General features: G+C 30.3%; 21 protein-coding genes and 2 pseudogenes. 21 read left to right on the forward strand and 2 right to left on the reverse strand.

Going from position 1 to position 20,668, the window contains the following annotated elements; translation table 11 throughout:
* The first annotated feature begins 5 nt into the window (after nucleotides 1-5).
* From guaB to GRQ01_RS04160, 17 genes and pseudogenes are all read left to right on the forward strand, one after another.
* Nucleotides 6-1,463 carry an IMP dehydrogenase gene (gene guaB / locus GRQ01_RS04080; protein ID WP_158334560.1) on the forward strand — a complete coding sequence of 486 codons (1,458 nt, stop codon included), beginning with the start codon at nucleotides 6-8 and terminating at the stop codon, nucleotides 1,461-1,463.
* Nucleotides 1,460-1,633, forward strand: coding sequence for an exodeoxyribonuclease VII small subunit (gene xseB / locus GRQ01_RS04085; RefSeq protein ID WP_158334561.1), 174 nt, complete (start codon nucleotides 1,460-1,462; stop codon nucleotides 1,631-1,633). Before guaB ends, xseB begins: the two co-directional genes overlap by 4 nt.
* Nucleotides 1,626-2,414 carry a carbon-nitrogen hydrolase family protein gene (locus GRQ01_RS04090; RefSeq protein ID WP_158334562.1) on the forward strand — a complete coding sequence of 263 codons (789 nt, stop codon included), beginning with the start codon at nucleotides 1,626-1,628 and terminating at the stop codon, nucleotides 2,412-2,414. The genes xseB and GRQ01_RS04090 overlap by 8 nt, the downstream gene beginning before the upstream one ends.
* A 254-nt stretch (nucleotides 2,415-2,668) precedes the next feature.
* Complete coding sequence (gene murC, locus GRQ01_RS04095; protein WP_158334563.1) at nucleotides 2,669-3,967, forward strand: UDP-N-acetylmuramate--L-alanine ligase; 1,299 nt, start codon at nucleotides 2,669-2,671, stop codon at nucleotides 3,965-3,967.
* Nucleotides 3,960-4,304: a hypothetical protein gene (locus GRQ01_RS04100; protein WP_158334564.1), complete on the forward strand. Its 345-nt coding sequence runs from the start codon at nucleotides 3,960-3,962 to the stop codon at nucleotides 4,302-4,304. Before murC ends, GRQ01_RS04100 begins: the two co-directional genes overlap by 8 nt.
* The gene (locus tag GRQ01_RS04105; protein ID WP_158334565.1) at nucleotides 4,301-6,508 is read left to right on the forward strand and encodes an endonuclease MutS2; all 2,208 of its coding nucleotides are present in this window, start codon (nucleotides 4,301-4,303) and stop codon (nucleotides 6,506-6,508) included. Before GRQ01_RS04100 ends, GRQ01_RS04105 begins: the two co-directional genes overlap by 4 nt.
* A gap of 161 nt (nucleotides 6,509-6,669) precedes the next feature.
* The gene (locus GRQ01_RS04110) at nucleotides 6,670-7,269 is read left to right on the forward strand and encodes a LysE family transporter (protein WP_158334566.1); all 600 of its coding nucleotides are present in this window, start codon (nucleotides 6,670-6,672) and stop codon (nucleotides 7,267-7,269) included.
* Between the two features lie 3 nt (nucleotides 7,270-7,272).
* A complete protein-coding gene (gene dapE / locus GRQ01_RS04115; RefSeq protein ID WP_158334567.1) occupies nucleotides 7,273-8,370 on the forward strand; it encodes a succinyl-diaminopimelate desuccinylase in 1,098 nt (365 codons plus the stop codon).
* A 48-nt stretch (nucleotides 8,371-8,418) separates the two neighbouring features.
* The gene (gene thiS, locus GRQ01_RS04120; RefSeq protein ID WP_158334568.1) at nucleotides 8,419-8,610 is read left to right on the forward strand and encodes a sulfur carrier protein ThiS; all 192 of its coding nucleotides are present in this window, start codon (nucleotides 8,419-8,421) and stop codon (nucleotides 8,608-8,610) included.
* Nucleotides 8,607-9,410, forward strand: coding sequence for a thiamine biosynthesis protein ThiF (gene thiF, locus GRQ01_RS04125; RefSeq protein WP_158334569.1), 804 nt, complete (start codon nucleotides 8,607-8,609; stop codon nucleotides 9,408-9,410). Before thiS ends, thiF begins: the two co-directional genes overlap by 4 nt.
* Nucleotides 9,411-9,412: 2 nt before the next feature.
* Entirely contained in the window at nucleotides 9,413-10,174 is a 762-nt protein-coding gene (locus GRQ01_RS04130) for a thiazole synthase (RefSeq protein WP_158334570.1), read from the forward strand.
* Between the two features lie 2 nt (nucleotides 10,175-10,176).
* Nucleotides 10,177-11,137 (forward strand): annotated as a pseudogene (gene dcm, locus GRQ01_RS07800) (DNA (cytosine-5-)-methyltransferase).
* Complete coding sequence (locus GRQ01_RS04140; protein WP_227656235.1) at nucleotides 11,130-11,375, forward strand: PDDEXK family nuclease; 246 nt, start codon at nucleotides 11,130-11,132, stop codon at nucleotides 11,373-11,375. The pseudogene dcm and the gene GRQ01_RS04140 overlap by 8 nt, the downstream one beginning before the upstream one ends.
* Nucleotides 11,376-11,377: 2 nt before the next feature.
* Complete coding sequence (thiH, locus tag GRQ01_RS04145) at nucleotides 11,378-12,523, forward strand: 2-iminoacetate synthase ThiH (RefSeq protein WP_158334571.1); 1,146 nt, start codon at nucleotides 11,378-11,380, stop codon at nucleotides 12,521-12,523.
* Nucleotides 12,513-13,118, forward strand: coding sequence for a thiamine phosphate synthase (locus GRQ01_RS04150; protein WP_158334597.1), 606 nt, complete (start codon nucleotides 12,513-12,515; stop codon nucleotides 13,116-13,118). Before thiH ends, GRQ01_RS04150 begins: the two co-directional genes overlap by 11 nt.
* Nucleotides 13,115-14,006, forward strand: a pseudogene (locus GRQ01_RS04155) (helix-turn-helix domain-containing protein). The gene GRQ01_RS04150 and the pseudogene GRQ01_RS04155 overlap by 4 nt, the downstream one beginning before the upstream one ends.
* A 62-nt stretch (nucleotides 14,007-14,068) precedes the next feature.
* A complete protein-coding gene (locus GRQ01_RS04160) occupies nucleotides 14,069-14,923 on the forward strand; it encodes an NHL repeat-containing protein (protein ID WP_158334572.1) in 855 nt (284 codons plus the stop codon).
* A gap of 224 nt (nucleotides 14,924-15,147) precedes the next feature.
* On the opposite strand, the gene murG is transcribed toward GRQ01_RS04160, so the two are convergent.
* Together murG and ftsW are read right to left on the reverse strand one after the other, a co-directional pair.
* Nucleotides 15,148-16,170, reverse strand: coding sequence for an undecaprenyldiphospho-muramoylpentapeptide beta-N-acetylglucosaminyltransferase (murG, locus tag GRQ01_RS04165; protein ID WP_158334573.1), 1,023 nt, complete (start codon nucleotides 16,168-16,170; stop codon nucleotides 15,148-15,150).
* Nucleotides 16,167-17,330 (reverse strand): putative lipid II flippase FtsW, encoded by a 1,164-nt coding sequence (gene ftsW / locus GRQ01_RS04170; RefSeq protein ID WP_158334574.1) that lies wholly within the window; start codon nucleotides 17,328-17,330, stop codon nucleotides 16,167-16,169. The genes murG and ftsW overlap by 4 nt, the downstream gene beginning before the upstream one ends.
* A gap of 137 nt (nucleotides 17,331-17,467) precedes the next feature.
* Here ftsW and GRQ01_RS04175 point away from each other — a divergent pair, with 137 nt between their 5' ends.
* The 4 genes from GRQ01_RS04175 to GRQ01_RS04190 are packed head-to-tail and all read left to right on the forward strand — an operon-like array spanning nucleotide 17,468 to nucleotide 20,652.
* Nucleotides 17,468-18,913, forward strand: a complete 1,446-nt coding sequence (locus GRQ01_RS04175) for an acetyl-CoA carboxylase subunit A (RefSeq protein ID WP_158334575.1) — start codon at nucleotides 17,468-17,470, stop codon at nucleotides 18,911-18,913.
* 3 nt (nucleotides 18,914-18,916) lie between these two features.
* Nucleotides 18,917-19,126, forward strand: coding sequence for a hypothetical protein (locus GRQ01_RS04180; RefSeq protein ID WP_158334576.1), 210 nt, complete (start codon nucleotides 18,917-18,919; stop codon nucleotides 19,124-19,126).
* Nucleotides 19,126-19,845 carry an arginyltransferase gene (locus GRQ01_RS04185; protein ID WP_158334577.1) on the forward strand — a complete coding sequence of 240 codons (720 nt, stop codon included), beginning with the start codon at nucleotides 19,126-19,128 and terminating at the stop codon, nucleotides 19,843-19,845. Before GRQ01_RS04180 ends, GRQ01_RS04185 begins: the two co-directional genes overlap by 1 nt.
* A complete protein-coding gene (locus GRQ01_RS04190; RefSeq protein ID WP_158334578.1) occupies nucleotides 19,846-20,652 on the forward strand; it encodes an adenylosuccinate lyase in 807 nt (268 codons plus the stop codon).
* The last annotated feature ends 16 nt before the right edge of the window (nucleotides 20,653-20,668 follow it).

Below are 20,668 nucleotides of genomic sequence, written 5' to 3' on the forward strand. Positions count from 1 at the left end.
AAAGAATGAAAATTGTAAAACGAGCTTTAACTTTTGAAGACGTATTATTGCGTCCTGGATATTCTGAGGTTTTGCCTAAAGAAGTAAAAATCCATACTCGATTAACTAAAAATATTACTTTAAATATGCCCTTAATTTCAGCTGCAATGGATACAGTAACTGAGCATAGAACTGCTATTATGATGGCAAGACTTGGAGGTCTTGGAGTGATTCATAAAAATATGGATATTGCCTCACAAGTAAGGGAGGTAAAACGCGTTAAAAAAAGTGAAAGTGGTGTGATTATTGATCCTATTTTTATAAACCCAAAATCAAGTATAGCACAGGCTTTAGAAATCATGGCAGAATATAGAATTTCAGGAGTTCCTGTAGTGGATAAGAATAAAAAGCTTATAGGAATTCTTACTAATCGTGATTTAAGATTTGAAAATGATTATTCAATTTTAGTTGAAAATGTGATGACAAAAATGCCTTTAATCACTGCTCTTAAAGGTTGTACTTTAGATGATGCAGAGAAGATTTTTAATACAAATAAAGTAGAAAAACTTCCTATAATTGATGATCAAGGACATTTAGAAGGTCTTATTACTATAAAAGATTTAAAAAAACGCAAAGAATATCCAGATGCTAATAAAGATCGTTTTGGAAGACTTCGTGTGGGTGCGGCTATAGGGGTTGGGCAATTAGATCGTGTTGATGCTTTGGTTGAAGCGGGTGTAGATGTTATAGTGCTTGATTCAGCACATGGGCATTCTAAGGGCATTATTGATACGATAAAGGCTATTAAGGCTAAGTATAATGATTTAGAACTTATTGCGGGTAATATTGCCACAGCTACAGCTGCAAGAATGCTTTGCGAAGCAGGAGTAGATGCACTTAAAGTAGGTATTGGGCCAGGAAGTATTTGTACAACCCGTATTGTTTCAGGTGTAGGAGTTCCTCAAATTTCAGCTATTGATGAGTGTGTTCAAGAGGCAAATAAATTTGATATTCCAGTGATTGCTGATGGGGGGATTAAATATTCAGGCGATATTGCAAAGGCTTTAGCAGCGGGTGCGAGTTCTATCATGATAGGTTCTTTACTTGCAGGAACGGATGAGAGTCCAGGAGAGCTTTTTACTTATCAAGGCAGACAATACAAGGCTTATAGGGGTATGGGTTCTCTTGGAGCCATGCAAAAAGGAAGTTCAGACAGATATTTTCAACAAGGAGTGGCACAAGAGAAATTAGTCCCTGAAGGCATAGAAGGACGTGTTCCTTATGTAGGAAATATAAAAAGTGTCGTGCATCAGCTTTTAGGTGGTTTACGTTCTTCTATGGGTTATGTGGGTGCAAAGGATATTAAAGATTTTCAAGATAAGGCCGAATTTGTTGAGATTACAACTGCGGGATTAAAAGAAAGCCATGTGCATGATGTTGTTATTACACATGAGGCACCAAATTATAAGGTGAATAATCAATGAGTTTTGAAGCAAATTTAAAGCAAGCTAATGAAGCTTTAGAGAAATTAAACAATCAAGAACTCGCTTTAGATGAAAGTATAAAAATTTATAAAGAGGGTTTAAAGAGCATTAAAAAAGCAAGATTAGCGCTTGAAAAAGCAAAATTAGAAGTGGAACAAATCGATGAGTAAAATAGCAGCTTTGCAATTTCCTACTTTGGCTTTAAGTGAGTCAAGGCTTGATTATTATCTTAAGGCGTCAAAAGATAATGGGGTAAATTTAGTGGTTTTAGGAGAATATGTGATCAATAGCTTTTTTATAGAGCTTTTGCATATGCCAAAAAATATGATCAAAGAACAAAGTGAAACTAAAAAAGAAAGCTTAATAAAGTTGGCTAAAAAATACGAACTTGAAATTATTGCACCTTATGTCAGTGTAGAAGATAAAGGATACAAAAAGCTTTGTTTAAAAGTCTCATCTAATAATATTAAAACTTATGAACAACAAATTTTAATGCCTTATGATCATTGGAATGAGGAAAAATTTTTTGCTAATAAAGTCAGTAAAGATTTAAAAATTTTTACTTTTAATTATGATAAATTAAAATGCGCTTTGCTTTTTGGTTTTGAAATACATTTTGATGTTTTTTGGTATCAAATTATGTCTAAAAAAATCGATTTAGTTATAGTGCCTAGTGCTTGTACTTTTCAAAGCAAGCAAAGATGGGAAGAGCTTTTAAAAACAAGGGCTTTTTTAAACTCTACAAGTATTTTAAGGGTAAACCGCATAGGTAAGGCAAAAGAAGAATGGAATTTTTATGGTGATACTATGTTTATCAATGCTTTTGGAGAGATAGAAAGCCGATTGGGATTTGAAGAAGAAATGCTTATAATTGAACCTAAAAAAAGCGATGAAGCAAGAAAAATTTGGGCTTTTGATAAAATAGTTAAAAATTTGGAATTAAAATCATAATCTTGTTTTTAGTGTTTTTTATAAAAATTTATTTTGATTTAAAAGGCCTTATTTTATGGGGTTAATTATAAATCTTAATTCTTAGATTTATTATGTTTTTATAATCTTACAAAACAACAATGGCTTTATAATTTATTAGATTTTATTTTAATAATTTTGCTAAATAGCCTAAAGTAAAGGTGTTTTAGGAAGAATTTATATTTTTTTTTAGCAAAAAAGTGCTAGAATTTAAGCTTTAAATTATAAAGGTTTCAATGATGAAAAAGATTCATTTTATCGGTATAGGTGGCATAGGGATCTCTGCTTTGGCAAGATTTTTGAAAGAAAAAGGCTATGAAACCAGTGGAAGTGATATTAAAGAAAGTAAAATTACTAAAGAACTTGTAAAAGAAGGTATTAAGGTTAATATCCCTCATTCTCAAGAGCATGTTGTGGGTAAAGATTTGGTGATTTATTCTGCTGCTATTAAAGAAGATAATCCTGAATTTAAATATGCTAAAAAAATGGGCATTAAGTGTCTTTCACGCAAAGAGGCTTTGCCACTTATTTTAAAAGACAAAAGAGTTTTTGCAGTCGCTGGAGCACATGGTAAAAGCACGACTTCAAGTATTTTAGTATCTTTGCTTGATGATGCTTCTGTGATTATTGGTGCGATTTTAAAAGAATTAGGATCAAATATGATCTATAAAGAAAGCAAAAACCTTATTTTTGAAGCCGATGAAAGTGATAGTTCTTTTTTAAATTCCAATCCTTATTTGGCTATAGTTACCAATGCAGAAGCAGAGCATTTAGAGCATTATGATAATGAAGTTTCAAGGCTTCATAATGCTTATGAAAGTTTTTTGGATATAGCTAAAATACGTGTGATTAATGCTGAGGATGACTTTTTAAAAAACTATCAAAAAGATTCTATTAAGCTTTATCCTAGTAAAGATATTAAAAACTGTACTATGCGTATAGAGAATTTCAAACCTTTTACGAGTTTTGAATTAAAAGATTTGGGTCAATTTACAGTTTTTGGCATGGGTTATCATTTGGCTTTAGATGCTTCTTTAGCGATTTTAGCGGCTTTGAATTTTTTAGATGTAAAAACTATAAAAGCAAGACTTAAAAATTATCAAGGTATTAAAAAGCGTTTTGATATTTTGCATGCAGATGAAAATTGGGCTTTAATTGATGATTATGGTCATCATCCAACTGAAATTAAAGCCACTTTAATTGCTGCAAAAGAATATGCAAAATTGGCCGGATATAAAAAACTTACTGCCATTTTTCAACCGCACCGTTATACGCGTTTAGCGGCTAATTTAAATGAATTTGCAAAGACTTTTGAATTTGTTGATGAGCTTGTAATCTTGCCTGTTTATGCTGCTGGAGAACAAGCTATAGAGCTTGATTTAAGATCAGTTTTTCCTAAGGCCTTGTTCGTCCAAGATATTAAAAGAGAAGGTATGTTTTTGAAAGCTTTTGAAGGACAGGTTTTTAAAGAAGGTTTGATTATAGGTTTTGGTGCTGGAGATATTAGTAATAAATTAAGGCAGAAGAATGAGTAAGATTGTAATTTATGTTGTAATTTGTTTATTTTTGTTTTTATTTACTTTTGCTTTACGTGAGAAACTAGGAAAGAAAACCATGCCTTTGTTTGGTATTTTGCTGGGAACTTTTATTGTTATAGCATTTTTTTTTGAAATTAAAAATACACAAAAAAGTCATTTAAGAAGTGCTATTATTGTTGCTTTTAATCAAAATAAAAATATTTTGTGTAATGATTTAAATATTTCTAAGCTTTATTTTAATTATGAATTTGGCACAGGAAGCTTTGTTTCAAAAGACAATAATCAAAGTTTTAATTCTTTAATCATAGATATTAAAGATTGTAGGTTAAAATGAATGAATCAAAAGAAGAATTGATTTTAAAACTTGATTTAAATGATTATTTAAAAGATTTCAAAGCCTTATTTGCAAGAGAAAAAGACATATTTTTACAAGGCGATTCTAATTTGCATTTTAAACGGATTGATGAGCTTTGTAAGCTTGATTTTCCTGCTTTACCTGAGCTTAGCAATCTTGATAAAGCTTTAGTGCATTTAAGTAAGCAAGGAATTTTGCATTTAGATGAGATTTTTGAATTTGTAAAAATTTTTCGTTATTTTCAAAAGCTTAAAAAATTAAATTTAGGATCGCATTTAAATGCTTGGTTAGAAAAGATAGAATTAAGTCGCGAAATTTTAGAATTTAGTTTAAATTTCGATGAAAAAGGCGAGTTAGAAGAAAGTTTAGATCAAAGATTAATAAATCTTAATCTTGCTTTAAAAATTAAAAAAGAAAATATTTTAGGGGAGTTTAAAAAATTTTGCTTTAATAAGGCTTTAATGCCTTATCTTATAGATACACAAATTCATCTTATAAATGATGTCCAAGCCTTGCTTGTAAGGGGTGGATTTCATCATGTTATAAAGGCAAATATCGTAGGCAGAAGCCAAGGGGGTGGTTTTTATATCCTTCCTTTAAGCATTGAAAATTTACAAAATGATATAGAAAAGATTAAAAATCAAAAAGAAGAAATTTATTATGAGTATGCTAAAAATTTTTCTGCATTTTTAACAAAAAATTTATTGTTTTTGAAATTTATTAATAATGCTTTTGATCTTTTTGATCACTATAGTGCTAGGGTTTTATTGGCTAAAAAAAGAGATTTAGAATTTGTTTTGTGTGATCAAAGTAGGGATTTAGTACTTAGAGATTTTGCACATCCTGCTTTAAAGAATCCAAAAAGTGTGAGTGTGGAATTTAAAAAACAAGTTTTAATCATCACAGGTGTAAATGCTGGTGGAAAATCCATGCTTTTAAAATCCATACTAAGTGCGGCATTTTTAGCTAAGCATCTTTTACCTATGTGCATTAATGCTAATAAAAGCAAAATAGGTACTTTTAAGGAAATTCAAGCCATTATAGAAGATCCTCAAAATGTTAAAAATGATATTTCGACTTTTGCGGGTAGGATGTTACATTTTTCTAAATTTTTTTCTAAAAAAGATTTATTTTTAGGTATTGATGAAATAGAGCTTGGGACAGATTTTGAAGAGGCAGCTTGCTTATATAGTGTTTTGATCTTAAAACTTTTAGATAAAGGGCTTAAAATTGTCATTACTACCCATCATAAGCGTCTTGCTATGCTTTTAGCTAAAAATAAAGAAGTAGAATTAATCGCTGCTTTATATGATGAAGAAAATTCGCGTCCAAAATATGAGTTTTTAGAAGGTATTATAGGCAAGTCTTATGCCTTTGAAACAGCTTTGCGTTATCAAATTCCATACAATTTAGTTCAAGAGGCTAAAAAACTTTATGGCGAAGATAAGGAGAATTTAGAAGATCTTGTGGGTAAAAATATCAACCTTGAGTTAGAATTAAAAGCAAAGCTTCAAAGTGTAGAGAAAAAAGAGCAAAAAGTTGATGAGCTTTTGTTTGCTTTAAAAGAACAAAAAGAAAAAAACGAACAAGAATTTCGTATCAATTTAAGCAAATTAGAGCTTGAATTTCACAAGGCCATCCAAGAAGCTAGAAAAACCATCCAACTTATAGATACCAAAGAAAAACAAAGAAGCTTAAATAAAGCTAATGAGTTAAAACGTAGTATTGTTTTACCAAGTATGCAGCACAATGAAGAATTAAGAATAGGGGATTTTGTAAAATACGAAAAAATCAAAGGTCAAATCATAGCCATTTCAAAAAATGATGCTACGCTTGAAAGCGATGGATTAAAACTTCGAGTACCTTTAAAATTGCTTAAAAAAAGCAGTGCTGCAATCAAATTAGAATCAAAAACAAGTATTAGCATCATTAAGCCAAATAATCTTAGTGTGAGTTTAGATTTACATGGGCTTAGAAGCGATGAGGCTATTTTAAGACTTGATAAATTTTTATCAGATGCTTTAATAGCTGGCTTTGATGAGGTCTTAGTATATCATGGTATGGGTACAGGAAAGCTTGCCTTTGCTGTAAGAGAATTTTTAAAAGCACATAAAAGTGTGAAAAGCTTTGCTGATGCACCTATAAATCAAGGTGGTTTTGGTGCTAAGATAGTAAAATTATGAGTAAAACAGGCTTTGTGTGTTTATCAAGTTTATTGATAAAAAAATAAAAATATTTTTAAAAAAGATAATGATAAAAAGATATTTATTGTGATAAAATTCGTAAAAATATCATCAGTGTTGTAAAGAAATAGCACTAGATGTAAAATCAGTGGAAGATAGCAATGTTTGATTCTTTTTTAAATGGTTTGTTTTTGGGTTTTGGGGTGAGTATTCCTTTTGGTCCTGTTAATATTTTGATTTTAACTTATGCTTTAAAAGCTTTTAAAAATTCTATTGCTGTAGGTCTTGGGGCCTTTAGTATAGATATGTGTTATTTGTTTTTAGCACAATTTGGGCTTTTAAAACTCTTAGATAATGTTTTTTTCACTCGTTTTTTGGCAATTTTTGGTTTTTGTTTTTTAACTTATATGGCTTATTTGATGTTAAAAAAGAAAAATGAGACTTTAAATGTGCAAGCTAAAGAATTTCAAGAAAAGCTTTTTAAAAGCTATATTAAAGGAATTGTTTTAAACGGTTCTAATCCTTTTGTGATAGGTTTTTGGCTTAGCACTGCTAGTGTGGTTTTAAATAATGATCATGCTTATTGTATGAGCTTAGGGCTTGTTGTGGCTATTCTTTTTTGGATTAGCGTTTTAGCTTTTGTAGTGGCAAGATATAGTAGTTTTTTTAGCGTAAAGGTTATATTTATAATCAATATATTTTCAGCTATAATTATAGAATATTTTGCTTTTAGTTTATTATATAAAATTTTCATAGGATGAAAAATGAATGCAAAAGAATTTTTAATAGAACTTTTAAAATTTAAATCCATTACGCCAAATGATGATGGAGCTTTAAATTTTATAGCTATGGAGCTTAATGATTTTGAAGCTTTTTTTATAGAAGAACAAGGAATTAAAAATCTCTTACTTACTAAGAAATTTAAAGATGAGGGAGATCATTTGGCTTTTGGTGGGCATGTGGATGTAGTACCTACAGGTCAAGGATGGAAAAGTGATCCTTTTAAGCCTTTGGAAAAAGAGGGTTTTATCTATGCAAGAGGCGCACAAGATATGAAAAGTGGAGTGGCGGCCTTTGTGCATGCGGTAAAAAATGCTGATTTTAAAGGATCAAGGCTTAGTCTTATTTTAACTAGCGATGAAGAAGGGGAAGCTTTATACGGGACTAAGATTGTTTTAGAATGGATGAAAGAAAGAAATATTTTGCCCGATTATGCAGTAGTTGCAGAGCCAACTTGTGTTAGAAAAATAGGTGATAACATTAAAATAGGGCGTCGAGGATCTATTAATGGTAAGCTTTTAATACGCGGAAAACAAGGACATGCAGCTTATCCTGAAAAATGCATCAATCCTGTGCATGATTTTGCACCTGTTTTAAGGCTTTTAGCGGGCTTTGATTTAGATCCTGGTAGTACTCAATTTGATCCTTCAAAAATAGTTATAACCGATATACATGCAGGTATGCAAGTTAGCAATGTAACCCCAAATGATTTAAGTTTGATGTTTAATGTGCGTAATTCCCCTGATACGAGTTTAGAAGATGTTAAAAACTATGTGGAAAAGATTTGTTATGGACTTAGGTATGAGCTTGATTTAAGGCAATCAAGCGAGCCTTTTTTAACCTCTATAGATAATAAAATCGTGCAAAAACTTAAACAAAGCGTGGAAAAAATCACTCAAGAAATTCCTCATCTTAATACCAAAGGTGGTACTAGTGATGCAAGATATTTTGCAAAATATGGAGTAAGAGTAGTAGAATTTGGTGTTTGCAATGATACAATTCATGCTATTGATGAAAGAGTAAGTGTGCAAGAATTTGAAAAACTTTGTTTGGTTTTTAAGGATTTAGTGGAGAATTTTTAGGCAAAAGTGTGCCAATCAGTCTTATTTATAAAATCTAAAAGGCTTTAAATGATTATTAATGGAGAAAAGCTTAATTTTAAAGAGCTTAGGTTTATAGACTATATACAAGAAAAGAATTTAAAGATAGAATTTATTGCTTTGGAATTAAATGGTGAGATTGTTCCAAGGGATGAATTTGAGAATTTGGTCTTTAGAGAAGATGACAAAGCTGAAATTGTAAGCTTTGTCGGAGGTGGTTGATGACAGTAAAATTTAATGGCGAAGGAATCAATACAGACTTTAATAATACTTTAGATTTTTTTCAAAGTGTTAGTAAAAATGAAAACGATGTTTGGATAGTTAATGGTTTTGCTACGAAAGAAAAGTTAAAATTAAACGAAGGTGATGAGCTTTTTTGTATAGAAAAAAATGTAATACCACCTTATGAAGCATTAGACTCTATGATGAGGGCAAGACATACTCCAAAGCTTCATGATAAACTTAAAATTTCAAGTGTGGCAGTGTGTGGTTTGGGCGGACTTGGATCTCATATAGCTATTCATTTAGCACGTAGTGGAGTAGGGTGTTTAAAGCTTATTGATTTTGATGTGGTTGAGCCTAGTAATCTTAATCGTCAGGCCTATCGCATTAATGATTTGGGTAAATTTAAAACTGAAGCTTTAAAAGAGCAAATTAGTGAGATTAACCCTTATATCAGCGTTGAACTTTGCACTTTAAAAATCGATGAGGATAATTTAAAGTCTTTATTTAAAGGCATGGATATAGTTTGTGAGGCCTTTGATAGTGCTATGGCAAAGGCTATGATAGCACAAAATTTTCATAAATTTTATCCTCATATTACTTTAATTTGTGCTTCAGGGCTTGCAGGATATGGGGATAGTAATAGCATACAAACAAGAAAAATCGCTAAAAATTTTTATGTGTGCGGGGATTTAGTAAACAGTGCTAGGATAGGAAATGGACTTATGGCACCACGCGTAAATATTTGTGCAGGACATCAAAGCAATCTTGTTTTAGAGCTTTTAGCAAGCAAGGAGTAAGAATGGATGATAAATTAAAAATAGGCAAATACGAGTTTGATTCAAGATTTATTTTAGGTTCTGGAAAATATTCATTAGAGCTTATAAAATCAGCCATACAAGAAGCTAAAGCCCAAATTATAACCCTAGCTTTGCGTCGTGCAAATACAGGTAAGATTGCAAATATACTTGATTATATTCCTAAAAATATCACGCTTTTACCTAATACTTCAGGTGCAAGAAATGCCCATGAAGCTTTACGCATTGCAAGACTTTCAAGAGAGCTTGGCTGTGGCGATCTTATAAAAGTTGAAGTTATAAGCGATAGTAAGTATTTATTGCCTGATAATTATGAGAGTGCTAAAGCTTGCGAGCTTTTGGTAAAAGAGGGTTTTACGCCTTTAGTTTATATGCATGCTGATCTTTATGCGGCTAGATCTATGCGTGATGCAGGAGCTGGGGCTATCATGCCATTAGGAGCACCTATTGGTACTAATAAGGGTTTGTGTGCTAAGGAATTTATACAAATTTTGCTTAATGAAATTGAACTTCCTATTATTGTGGATGCAGGTATTGGAACCCCTGCACAAGCTTGTGAAGCTATGCAAATGGGAGTGAGTGCAGTGATGGTAAATACAGCCATAGCTGAGGCTAAAGATATAGCCTTAATGGCAAGGGCTTTTTCTTTAGCAGTTAAAGCCGGAAGAGAGGCTTATTTAGCCGGTTTAGCAAGTGTGAGTGAAGCTAGGGCAAGTTCTCCTTTGACGGGTTTTTTGCGAGATTGAGAGTGAAATTTATAGATTTTTGTAGCGGTATTGGCGGTGGACGACTTGACTTGGAAAAAGCAGGATTTACTTGCATAGCTTTTAGTGAGATTGACAAGGCTGCTATAAAAACTTATAAAAGATTGTTTGATACTAAAAATGAGCTTGAATTGGGTGATTTAACTCAAATTGATCCTGAAATTTTACCTGATTGTGATTTGTTAATTAGTGGTTTTCCTTGCCAAAGTTTTAGTATTGTTGGTAAAAGAGAAGGTTTGGATAATAAAGAAAAAGGACAGATTATTTTTTATTTAGCAAATATTTTAAAGATAAAGCAACCTAATTTTTTTATACTTGAAAATGTAAAAGGTTTATTAAATCATGATAAAGGACAAACATTTCAAAAAATTTTAGAACTTTTAAAATCTTTAGATTATGAAGTAAGCGTAAAGCTTTTAAATAGCCTGGATTTTTCTTTGGCTCAAAGCAGAGAAAGGGTTTATTTTGTAGGGATAAAAAAATCTTTAAATAAGATTTTTAAATTTGATTTTAAAGAGAAAAAAGCCTAATATAAAAGATTTTTTAAATTCTAACGATGAAAATATTTTAAATAAAGAGAAATATGAAACTTTTTTAAGATATTTGTAAAATAAATACAATAAAAATTGTTTTTATTTAGAAGAATTATTAAAAAATGATTTTTTGATATTAGATACTAGACAAAGTGATTTGAGATTATATAAAGATAAAATTCCAATACTTAGAAGAGATAGGCAAGGAATTTTATATGTTTATAATAAAAATCTTTATATCTTAAGCAAGATTGAAGCATTAAAACTTTAAGGTTTTGAAAAAATAAATAATTTGGAAGAAAAAATAAAAGATATAAAACAAAGCGATATACTAAGACAATGTGGCAATGCAATGAGTGTTAATGTGATAGAAAGCATTGCTAAAAGTTTAAAGGAACAAATTGATGAGTAAGATAGAGCTTGGTTCAAATACAGCTAAAAATGGTTTTAAAAATGAAAATTTGGTAGTTAATACTTTTAATAATTGGCAAAATGATAGTTTGGCACAATCTTGGCTAAAAGCTATGAATTACAATATAAAAGATATCCAAAATGTCAAAGCACAAAAGATTAAAGGGGGTTATAAAGCTGATGTTCAAGTTAAAATCAATCCTTGCGGATTGTTTACTGAAATTATTAAAAGGGATTGATTATGCAAGATTATATGCAGTATTTGCCTTTGATGCAAGAGATAAAAAGTGAAATTTTAACTAAAGTTTTAAATGAAGCTAAAGATTATAATGAGAGTGAATTTAGTGCTAAAGAGGTTAAAGAAGCTTTAAATAAAACACATATAAATATACAAGATTTAAAAGCTTTGCTTTCTAGTGCGGCTGAAGAATTTATAGAAGAATTGGCCTTTAAATCTGCTAAAATCAAGCAAAAATATTTTGGAAATTCTATTTCTCTTTTTACCCCACTTTATTTATCAAATTATTGTAATTCTAAATGTGTTTATTGTGGCTTTCAAAAGGGGAATAAAATTGCAAGAGCCAAACTTAGCGAAGCTGAAATTCATCAAGAAATGCAAGCTATTGCAAAAAGTGGTTTAGAAGAAATTTTAATGCTAACGGGTGAGGGCAGAGAGTTTGCAAGTGTAGAATACATTGCTAAAGCTTGTAAGATAGCTAGAGAGTATTTTAAGGTTGTAGGCGTTGAAATTTATCCTATGAATGAAGAAGAATATAAAATTTTGCATGAAAAGGGCTGTGATTATGTAACTGTTTTCCAAGAAACTTATAATCCTTTAAAATATTCTAAGATTCATATAGAAGGCGAAAAACGCATTTTTCCTTATCGTTTTCATGCACAAGAAAGGGCTTTAAGATCAGGTATGCGAGGAGTTGCTTTTGGAGCGCTTTTAGGGATTGATGATTTTAGAAAAGATGCTTTAGCTACTGCACTTCATGCGTATTTTTTACAGCAAGCTTATCCTCATGCTGAAATTTCTATTTCGGTGCCGCGTTTAAGACCTATTATTAATAATGCTAAAATTCATCCTAAAGATGTGAGTGAAAAACGCCTTTTACAAGTGCTTTGTGCATATAGGATTTTTTTACCTTTTGCAGGCATTACTATATCAAGCCGTGAAAGATCAGGCTTTAGAGATGAGGTTATTAAATTTGGTGCGACAAAAATGAGTGCAGGAGTGAGTGTAGGTATAGGTGAACATAAAGGCGATAAAAAAGGTGATGAACAGTTTGAAATTTCAGATAATAGAAGCGTAAAAGAGATCTTAGCCATGTTAAAAAAATCTCATTTACAAGCTGTGATGAGTGATAGCATCTATGTGGGATAAAAAAATCATTGCTATAAGTGATAGAAAATGTGTACAAAAGGATTTTTTAAAACAAATTGAAAAGCTTGCTAAAGCTAAGGTAGATGCTATAGTTTTAAGGGAGAAAGATTTGAGTGAATTAGAGTATTATGATTTAGCAAAAGAAGTTTTAAGTATTTGTTCAAAGCAAAAAGTGACTTGTTTTTTGCATTTTTTTCATAGGGCATGCTTGAAGTTAGGGCATAGATATTTTCATGCTCCGCTTCCTTTGCTAAGAAAAGAAGCTAATTTAAGTCAATATTTTCATATACTTGGCACTTCAATCCATAGTAAAGAAGAGCTTTTAGAGGCTAAAGATTATAAAATAAATTATGCTTTTGTAGGGCATATTTTTGAAAGTTCTTGTAAAAGAAATTTAGAAGCTAAAGGACTTGATTTTTTAAAATCTTTGCTTGATTTTAGTCCTTTTAGACTTTATGCTATAGGCGGAATCAATGTAACAAATATCGAAAAATTTAAATATTTAAATGTAGAGGGGGTTTGTATGCGTGAGGTTTTAATGCAAGAAAAAAATCCTAAAAAATATCTTTTAGAATGTAGAGAAAAATTACAATGAATGAAATTCTTTCTTTGCCACAAGATTTAAGGTAATTAAACGGGGTAAATTATAAAAATTTTAAGTCTTGTACTTTTGCAAAATATACGCAAACAAGTACTTCATATTCTTCTTTTGTGAATATAGAAAGCCATCTTTTAACCTTTGTGCGTAAAGGGTATAAAATTTTACATACAGCATCAAAGGATTATAAAATAGATTCTTATGAAACCTTGTTTTTAAAAGCAGGCAGCTATACTTTAAGCAATATAGGGCTTAGCAGTGGTATTTATGAGGCTTATTTATTTTTCTTTGATAAATGCATTTTTGATTGAATTGATTTATAAATATAAAGATTTTTTCAAAGTAGATACAATGAGTGCAGAAAGTGAAATCTTTTGGGTAAAAAATGATAAAATTTTACAAGGGATTTTAGAAAGTTTTTTGCCTCATTTTGAAGAAAACACTCAAATTTTAGATCCTATAGTGAGTTTGAAATTTGAAGAGATTTTTTTGCATTTGCTTTTAAGTAAAAATATTTATTTTATAAATTTTTTAGCTATGATTTTAAAGGAGTTCCGTTTAGATCTTTCACAGCTTTTTGGATATTGTGGTAGGGAATTTTTAAGTGTGAATGAAATGGCTGATTTTGCTAAACTTGATTTGGCAACTTTTTCTAAGGAATTTAAGAAATGTTTTGGGCAAAGCCCTAAAAAATGGCTTGATAAAAAAAGATTACAAAAGGCAAAGGTTTTGCTTGAATTTTCTAAAAAAAATGTCAATGAAGTAGCAAGTGAATGTGCTTTTTCTTCTGTGGCTTGGTTTATAGGGAGGTTTAAAGATCAATATGGACAAAGCCCCAAACAATACCAAAAATCAAAAAACTTATATTTTTTATCAAGAAACTAACACATTTTTTTACTTTTTATTTTTATAATTATGCATAAATTTTTATAAATAAAGGAATTATAATGAAGAAATATGTTTTGAGTTTAGCACTTGTTGGAAGCTTGCTTGGTGCTGCTGAATTAAAATATTTAGAAGTAAGTGATTTTCAAAATCCTGAAAGTATTTTTGTAGATAAAAATTCTGTTTATGTATCTAATTTGGGTGCAAAACTTGATCCTTTAGCAAAAGACAATGATGGTTTTATTTCTAAACTTGATAAAAATGCTAAAGTTGTAGAATATAAATTTCTAAGCAATCTTAATGCGCCAAAAGGAATGATGGAAATAGGCGATACTCTTTATGTGACAGATATTGATGTTGTACGTGGTTTTGATTTAAAAACTAAAAAAGAAGTTTTTAATTTGCCTGTAAGTGGTGCAGTTTTCCTAAATGATATTGAAAAATTAGATGATAATACACTTTTAGTAAGCGACACAGGTACGGGATTGATTTTAAAAGTTAATTTAAAAACAAAACAATATGAAGAGTTTTTAAAACTTGATTTAGCTCAATTTGGTGGTCCAAATGGATTGTATTTAGATAATAAAAATAAAAAACTTTTTATAGCTGGATATCATCCTGATGGTACAAGTGGCGGTGTTGTGATGAGTTATGATCTTCATACAAAACAAATTAAAGTGATTAAAAGCGATAAAGAATCTTATGATGGTATAGCTCCTTATAATAATAGCTTATTAGTAAGTTCTTGGGGTGAGAATTTCCAAGGTGTGGTTTACAAAATAGATGCGAAAAATCAAAGCACCAAACTTGATTTACCTTTTATGAAAGGTCCTGCAGATATTTTTGTAGAAGGTGATAATTTATGGATTCCTAAAATGGTAGAAGGTAAAATTCTTAAAGTAGATCTTAAAGATTAAAGGTTTTTTATATGCTTACAATTTTATTTTTGTAAGCATTTTTTGATTGCTTTAGTCAATTTGCACTAATTTTAATTAAGAGTGTAAAGCATTTTTATAGTTTTTTAGCTATTATTTGATCTTTTGTTTTTGATATGAGAAATTTATTTAGTTGTGTAATGCTACTAGATAAAATAAGCTTAACTTTTATGTGTGGATAAAGCTTGAGAATTTTTTCCTTTGGCTTAAAAAGTTAAATTATCTGAAAAAGCTTTATCCAATAAGATATCTCCTCCGTTTTTCTCTACAATGTTTTGAAGTCTTGTAGAGATATTTTCTAGATTTAATTTTAGTATCGCTTTTAAAAATTCATCAAATTGGGTGTTGTTCTGGGTGAAAATTTGACATAAGGCTTGATCTTGTAAGAATTTAGCGTTAAAGTATTGATGGTTTTTGGCTGCATAAGGATAAGGAATGAAAATAGCAGGTAAGGCATTAGCACAAAGTTCAAAAAGTGTGCTTGCACCCGATCTTGATACAGCTAAATCCGCTTCTTGCATTTTTTTTTCTAAATAAGGACTAAAATCAAAAATATCTGCCTTAATTCCTAGTTTTTCATAAGTTTTTTTGCATTTTTCTAATTCTTCTTTGCCACATTGGTGGATGATATGGATTCCTTGTTTTTGAAGTTTTGGTGCTAAATTTAAGGCTAGATTGTTGATAAATTGTGCTCCTTGTGAACCTCCTAAAAAAATGATATTTTTCAATTCTTTGCGAATTCTTGCATGGTCAAAAAATTTGTTTGCTACAGGATAAGGGGTGAATTCTTTTTCAAAAGCACTAAAAAATTTTTTAGCGAAGGGTTTTAAAAGTTTATTTAAAGATCCGCTTTTAGAATTTTGTTCGTGTATAAAAAGAGGCAGGTGTGAAAATAAGGCCGCAAAAGAAGCTGGTGCTGCACTGTAGCCACCTACACTAAAAACAGCTTTAACTTGATAGTCTTTAAAAATTTTTTTACAATCTTGAGAAAGCCTTAAGATATGAAATAAAGAATGGATTTTACCCAATTTGCTTTGGTTAACTACTCCATAAGAGCTTAGAAAAAATTTTTCTTTAAAATCACAATCATTTTCAAACCAGGCTTTATCTTGACCTTGTTGGCTTCCTATATAGATGCAATCTATGTTTTTTTTCTTAGCACTTTGTAATAAACAACGCACTATACTTAAATGTCCTCCAGTTCCTCCACCTGTTAAAACTATACTCATAATTTAACCTTTTTTGAAATCATTAATACATATCCAATTCCTATACAAATGGCCCACATAGAACTTCCCCCATAGCTTAGAAGAGGCACGGCAACTCCTTTTAATGGGGTGAGAGAAATAATACCAAAAGCATTCATGAAAAAAGAAAAAAGCAAAAGCAAAGCAATACCTGAACAAAATATAAAGTCTTGTTTTTCTTCACATCTTCCTGCAATTCTAAAAATTCTTAAAATCATCCAAAGATAGATATAGCAAATAATGCCAAGTCCTAAAAGTCCTATTTCTTCTGTTATACCAGAAAGAACAAAGTCAGTGTGTACTTCGCTTAGAAAACCTAGTTTGAAGGTTCCAAGCCCTAAGCCTTCACCAAATATTCCTCCGTGTGCTATGGCATTTAAAGAGTGTGAGATTTGGTAAGGTTCGCTATTATTACTCACTCTTAAAGCATTAGCCATCCAATCAGGAAGCATAGGTAAAAAGGCATCTTGTATATTGCCCCACCAAGATGCTATCCTTTGAATGCGCCTTTGGTTACTAAAAATTACCATAATGCCTATCATCATGATGATTAAAATTCCAAAGGCAAAAAGTCTTTTACTAGCACCTGCAAAAAAAGCTAGAGCTAAGATTAAAAAGAAAGAAATAATACTTTGACCCAAATCATTTTGAGTGATATAAATATAGCTTATAACTATAGATGCTACAATGCAATAAGGTAAAAGTATTAAAACCTCATGTTTAATTGCTTTTTTGCTATCATCTATGCGTCTTGTGTAACTCCAAGCTAAAAAATAAATCAATCCTATTTTAAAAAATTCTACAGGAGAAATAGAAATAGGACCTAAGCGTATCCAGCGCTTAGCACCCCCGCTAGCTGTTGCTAAAACAGAGGGTAAAAAAGGCAAGATAATGATAAATATAAAAGAGCTTATGAGTATTGCTAAGATGATTTTCCTAGCAAGATTTTTATGAGGATCAAGACGTGAAATAAGAAACATTATAATTATGCCACTAAGTCCAAAAAAAAGCTGTCGTATGAAAAAGTGAAATTCATTATAATCAAGAAAAAGAACAGTAAAAGCCGTAAGAGAATATGAAAATACTATGCCTATAGTGATTAAAATGCAACTTAAATAAAACAATCTTTTATCAGCAACCATTATAATTATAACTTTTCTTTAAAGAATTCAATATTTTAAAAAGTTTTATTATAACTAAAATAAATTAAATTTTTTGCTAAGTTTTTGTAAGGAAAATTTGCTAGAATTACAAAAAAAGGCAAATAAAAAGGCAAATAATGAATCAAATTCATAAAATTCTCATAGCAAATAGGGCTGAAATAGCTGTTCGTGTGATCCGTGCTTGTAGGGATTTGCATGTAAAAAGCGTTGCAGTTTTTACAGAACCTGATAGGGAGTGTTTACATGTAAAAATAGCAGATGAGGCTTACCGTATAGGGACAGATGCGATAAGGGGGTATTTGGATGTACAACGTATTGTTGAGATTGCTAAGGCTTGTGGTGCTGATGCGATCCATCCAGGTTATGGATTTTTAAGTGAAAATTATGAATTTGCCAAGGCTTGCGAAGAGGCGGGAGTGATTTTTATAGGTCCAAAATCTGAAGTGATCTATAAAATGGGAAATAAAAATATTGCACGTAAATTAATGGCTAAAAATGGCATTCCTGTTGTCCCAGGAACTGAAAAATTAAATTCTTATAGTATAGAAGAGATTAAATCTTTTGCTGAAAAAATAGGATATCCTGTGATTTTAAAGGCTTCAGGTGGTGGGGGTGGACGTGGAATTCGCGTTGTGCATAAAAAAGAAGAATTAGAAAATGCTTTGGATTCTTGCAAAAGAGAGGCTTTGACTTATTTTAATAATGATGAAGTATTTATGGAAAAATACGTGGTCAATCCTCGTCATATAGAGTTTCAAATTTTAGGCGATAATTATGGCAATATTATCCATCTTTGCGAGAGGGATTGTTCTATCCAAAGAAGGCATCAAAAAATGATTGAGATCGCTCCTTGTCCTGGGATTTCAGATAATCTTAGGAAAACTATGGGTGTTAGTGCTGTAGCCGCTGCTAAAGCTGTGGGTTATACTAATGCAGGAACTATAGAGTTTTTGCTTGATGATTATAATCATTTTTATTTTATGGAGATGAATACGAGAATTCAAGTTGAACACCCTATCACAGAAGAAATTACAGGCATTGATCTTATAGTAAGACAAATCCGTATTGCAGCTGGAGAAATTTTAGATCTAGAACAAAGTGATATTAAACCTAGAGGCTTTGCTATTGAAGCTAGAATCACAGCTGAAAATGTATGGAAAAATTTCATTCCTAGTCCAGGAAAAATAAAAGAGTATTATCCTGCATTAGGCCCTTCTGTGAGGGTTGATAGTCATATTTATAAAGATTATATTGTCCCTCCTTATTATGATTCTATGCTTGCAAAACTTATTGTTAAAGCAACGAGTTATGATTTAGCAGTAAATAAATTAGAGCGTGCTTTAAAAGAATTTGTGATTGATGATATTAGAACAACAATACCATTTTTAATTGCTATTACTAAGATGAGAGAATTTAGAAGGGGTTATTTAGATACTTCTTTTATAGAAACGCATATGCAAGAATTATTAGAAAAAACAGAAGATCATCATCAAGAAAATAAAGAAGAAGTCATAGCTGCTATTGCTGCGACACTTAAGAAAATACGAGAAAGTAGAGAATAATATATGGATTTTTTAGATAGTCTTAAAAATATTAAAAAAGAAATGCAAGTTGATACTGCGAAAAAATCAAACAAAAATGAGGCAAAGCAACATAATTTAAAAACTCAAGAAGAACCTATAGACAAACAAATGCAAGAAATTTTTCTAAAACAAGAAAAACTACAGGATGAATTTTCTGAATTTATTAAAAACGCAAATATTAAGAAAATTTAATGCTTGAAATAGGTTTTTGTACCCTAGAAGATCAATGTCCTTATTTAAAAAACAAGCGTTGCAGGATAGAGTATAAATATATACAAAATTGTTCTAAACAAATTAATAATGAGTTAATAAGACGAGGTTGGCGGCGTTTTGGAAGATATTTTTCTCGTCCTATTTGTAAGGACTGCGAAGAATGTTTGAGTTTAAGAATTTTAGCACGTGAATATGAGTTTTCAAAAAGTGAAAGAAGGGTTATTAATAAAAACTTTAATACTAAAATCATACTTAAAACACCTAGTTTGAGTAATGAGCATTTGTTTTTGTATGATAAATATCATCGTTTTATGGAAGAAAAGAAAAATTGGAAGCATTATGATTTAAATTTTAATCAATATCATAATCTTTATATTGATGGTTTTATGAATTTTGGATATGAACTTACATTTTATATAGAAGATAAGCTTGTTTGTGTTGATTTAATCGATATTTTAGAGGATGGGATTTCAAGTATTTATTGTTTTTATGATCCTGATTTTTCTTTTTTATCTTTAGGCAAGTTTTCTTTATTGAGTGAGATTAAAATAGCTAAAAAAATGAATCTTGATTATATTTATCTTGGATATTTTGTAAAAAAATGTCAATCTTTATCTTATAAAGCCGATTATACACCCAATGAAATTTTAAAGGGCACAAGTTCGCTTTTTGAAAATGAGCTTTTATGGGAGAAATAAATGCAAATCGTGCAAACTTTACAAAGCATACATGTTAATACAGATGATATTAGTGTGTTTCAGTATTTTAAAGATTTGATTGGTAAAAATTTCACAAAAGTACTAGGAAGGAAAAATAAGATTTTTTCTTTTTTTCAAGAGGATGAAATTCCACAGCGTCGTTATTTCTTAAAAGTTTTAAATCAAAAATATCGTAAAAGTACTAATGAGAATATACAGAATTTACAAGATGCTTATTTTAAAACCTTTAGATTGAATTTCAAACAAAGCAATATGCTTAAATCTATGCTTTTTATTAAGGTTGATTTTAATGCATTTGGAATTTTCATGCAATTAAGTTCTAATGAAAAGCTTTTTGTCACTTATATAAAAAATTATTTTAAAGATCATGACATAGAATATGATGAAATGACTAATGTTTTGGTTTTAGGATATAAGGATGAAAATACTTTTGAACTTTTTGAGGCTTTTGCTGATGAAAGTGAACATTTAAAATATTGTGTTAGTTTTAAAGTTGATCCTAATGCGTATAAGAAATTCCGTCAAAATATGCATAATAAAGAAAGCATGAAATGGAAATTTAATGCTTTAGCAAAACTTTTTAGTAATTATTTTAGCACTTTAGAATGTACCCCACAAAATGATCTTAGTGAAATTAGGCAAAAATATTTAATTTTGGTAAAAATTTATCATCCTGATTTTTATCAAGGCAAGAGTGAGTTAGAAAAAGCTTATGCAAGAGAACAATTTGAAAAAATACAAATTGCTTATGATAATTTAAAAGCTCTTTATAAAAATAATACTTAAAAGTCCTTAAATATAA

It is taken from the genome of Campylobacter bilis (assembly GCF_016806695.1).
Classification (GTDB): domain Bacteria; phylum Campylobacterota; class Campylobacteria; order Campylobacterales; family Campylobacteraceae; genus Campylobacter_D; species Campylobacter_D bilis.

Excerpts from the sequence above, each read along its gene's own strand:
- GRQ01_RS04190 (WP_158334578.1), top strand. The coding sequence starts at position 19,846 with ATGCAAATCGTGCAAACTTTACAAAGCATACATGTTAATACAGATGAT.
- thiH (WP_158334571.1), top strand. The coding sequence starts at position 11,378 with ATGCAAGATTATATGCAGTATTTGCCTTTGATGCAAGAGATAAAAAGT.
- dapE (WP_158334567.1), top strand. The coding sequence starts at position 7,273 with ATGAATGCAAAAGAATTTTTAATAGAACTTTTAAAATTTAAATCCATT.
- GRQ01_RS04160 (WP_158334572.1), top strand. The coding sequence starts at position 14,069 with ATGAAGAAATATGTTTTGAGTTTAGCACTTGTTGGAAGCTTGCTTGGT.
- murC (WP_158334563.1), top strand. The coding sequence starts at position 2,669 with ATGATGAAAAAGATTCATTTTATCGGTATAGGTGGCATAGGGATCTCT.
- ftsW (WP_158334574.1), bottom strand. The coding sequence starts at position 17,330 with ATGGTTGCTGATAAAAGATTGTTTTATTTAAGTTGCATTTTAATCACT.
- GRQ01_RS04130 (WP_158334570.1), top strand. The coding sequence starts at position 9,413 with ATGGATGATAAATTAAAAATAGGCAAATACGAGTTTGATTCAAGATTT.
- thiS (WP_158334568.1), top strand. The coding sequence starts at position 8,419 with ATGATTATTAATGGAGAAAAGCTTAATTTTAAAGAGCTTAGGTTTATA.
- GRQ01_RS04185 (WP_158334577.1), top strand. The coding sequence starts at position 19,126 with ATGCTTGAAATAGGTTTTTGTACCCTAGAAGATCAATGTCCTTATTTA.
- GRQ01_RS04140 (WP_227656235.1), top strand. The coding sequence starts at position 11,130 with ATGAGTAAGATAGAGCTTGGTTCAAATACAGCTAAAAATGGTTTTAAA.
- GRQ01_RS04110 (WP_158334566.1), top strand. The coding sequence starts at position 6,670 with ATGTTTGATTCTTTTTTAAATGGTTTGTTTTTGGGTTTTGGGGTGAGT.
- GRQ01_RS04105 (WP_158334565.1), top strand. The coding sequence starts at position 4,301 with ATGAATGAATCAAAAGAAGAATTGATTTTAAAACTTGATTTAAATGAT.
- murG (WP_158334573.1), bottom strand. The coding sequence starts at position 16,170 with ATGAGTATAGTTTTAACAGGTGGAGGAACTGGAGGACATTTAAGTATA.
- GRQ01_RS04090 (WP_158334562.1), top strand. The coding sequence starts at position 1,626 with ATGAGTAAAATAGCAGCTTTGCAATTTCCTACTTTGGCTTTAAGTGAG.
- GRQ01_RS04150 (WP_158334597.1), top strand. The coding sequence starts at position 12,513 with ATGTGGGATAAAAAAATCATTGCTATAAGTGATAGAAAATGTGTACAA.
- xseB (WP_158334561.1), top strand. The coding sequence starts at position 1,460 with ATGAGTTTTGAAGCAAATTTAAAGCAAGCTAATGAAGCTTTAGAGAAA.
- GRQ01_RS04100 (WP_158334564.1), top strand. The coding sequence starts at position 3,960 with ATGAGTAAGATTGTAATTTATGTTGTAATTTGTTTATTTTTGTTTTTA.
- guaB (WP_158334560.1), top strand. The coding sequence starts at position 6 with ATGAAAATTGTAAAACGAGCTTTAACTTTTGAAGACGTATTATTGCGT.
- GRQ01_RS04175 (WP_158334575.1), top strand. The coding sequence starts at position 17,468 with ATGAATCAAATTCATAAAATTCTCATAGCAAATAGGGCTGAAATAGCT.
- GRQ01_RS04180 (WP_158334576.1), top strand. The coding sequence starts at position 18,917 with ATGGATTTTTTAGATAGTCTTAAAAATATTAAAAAAGAAATGCAAGTT.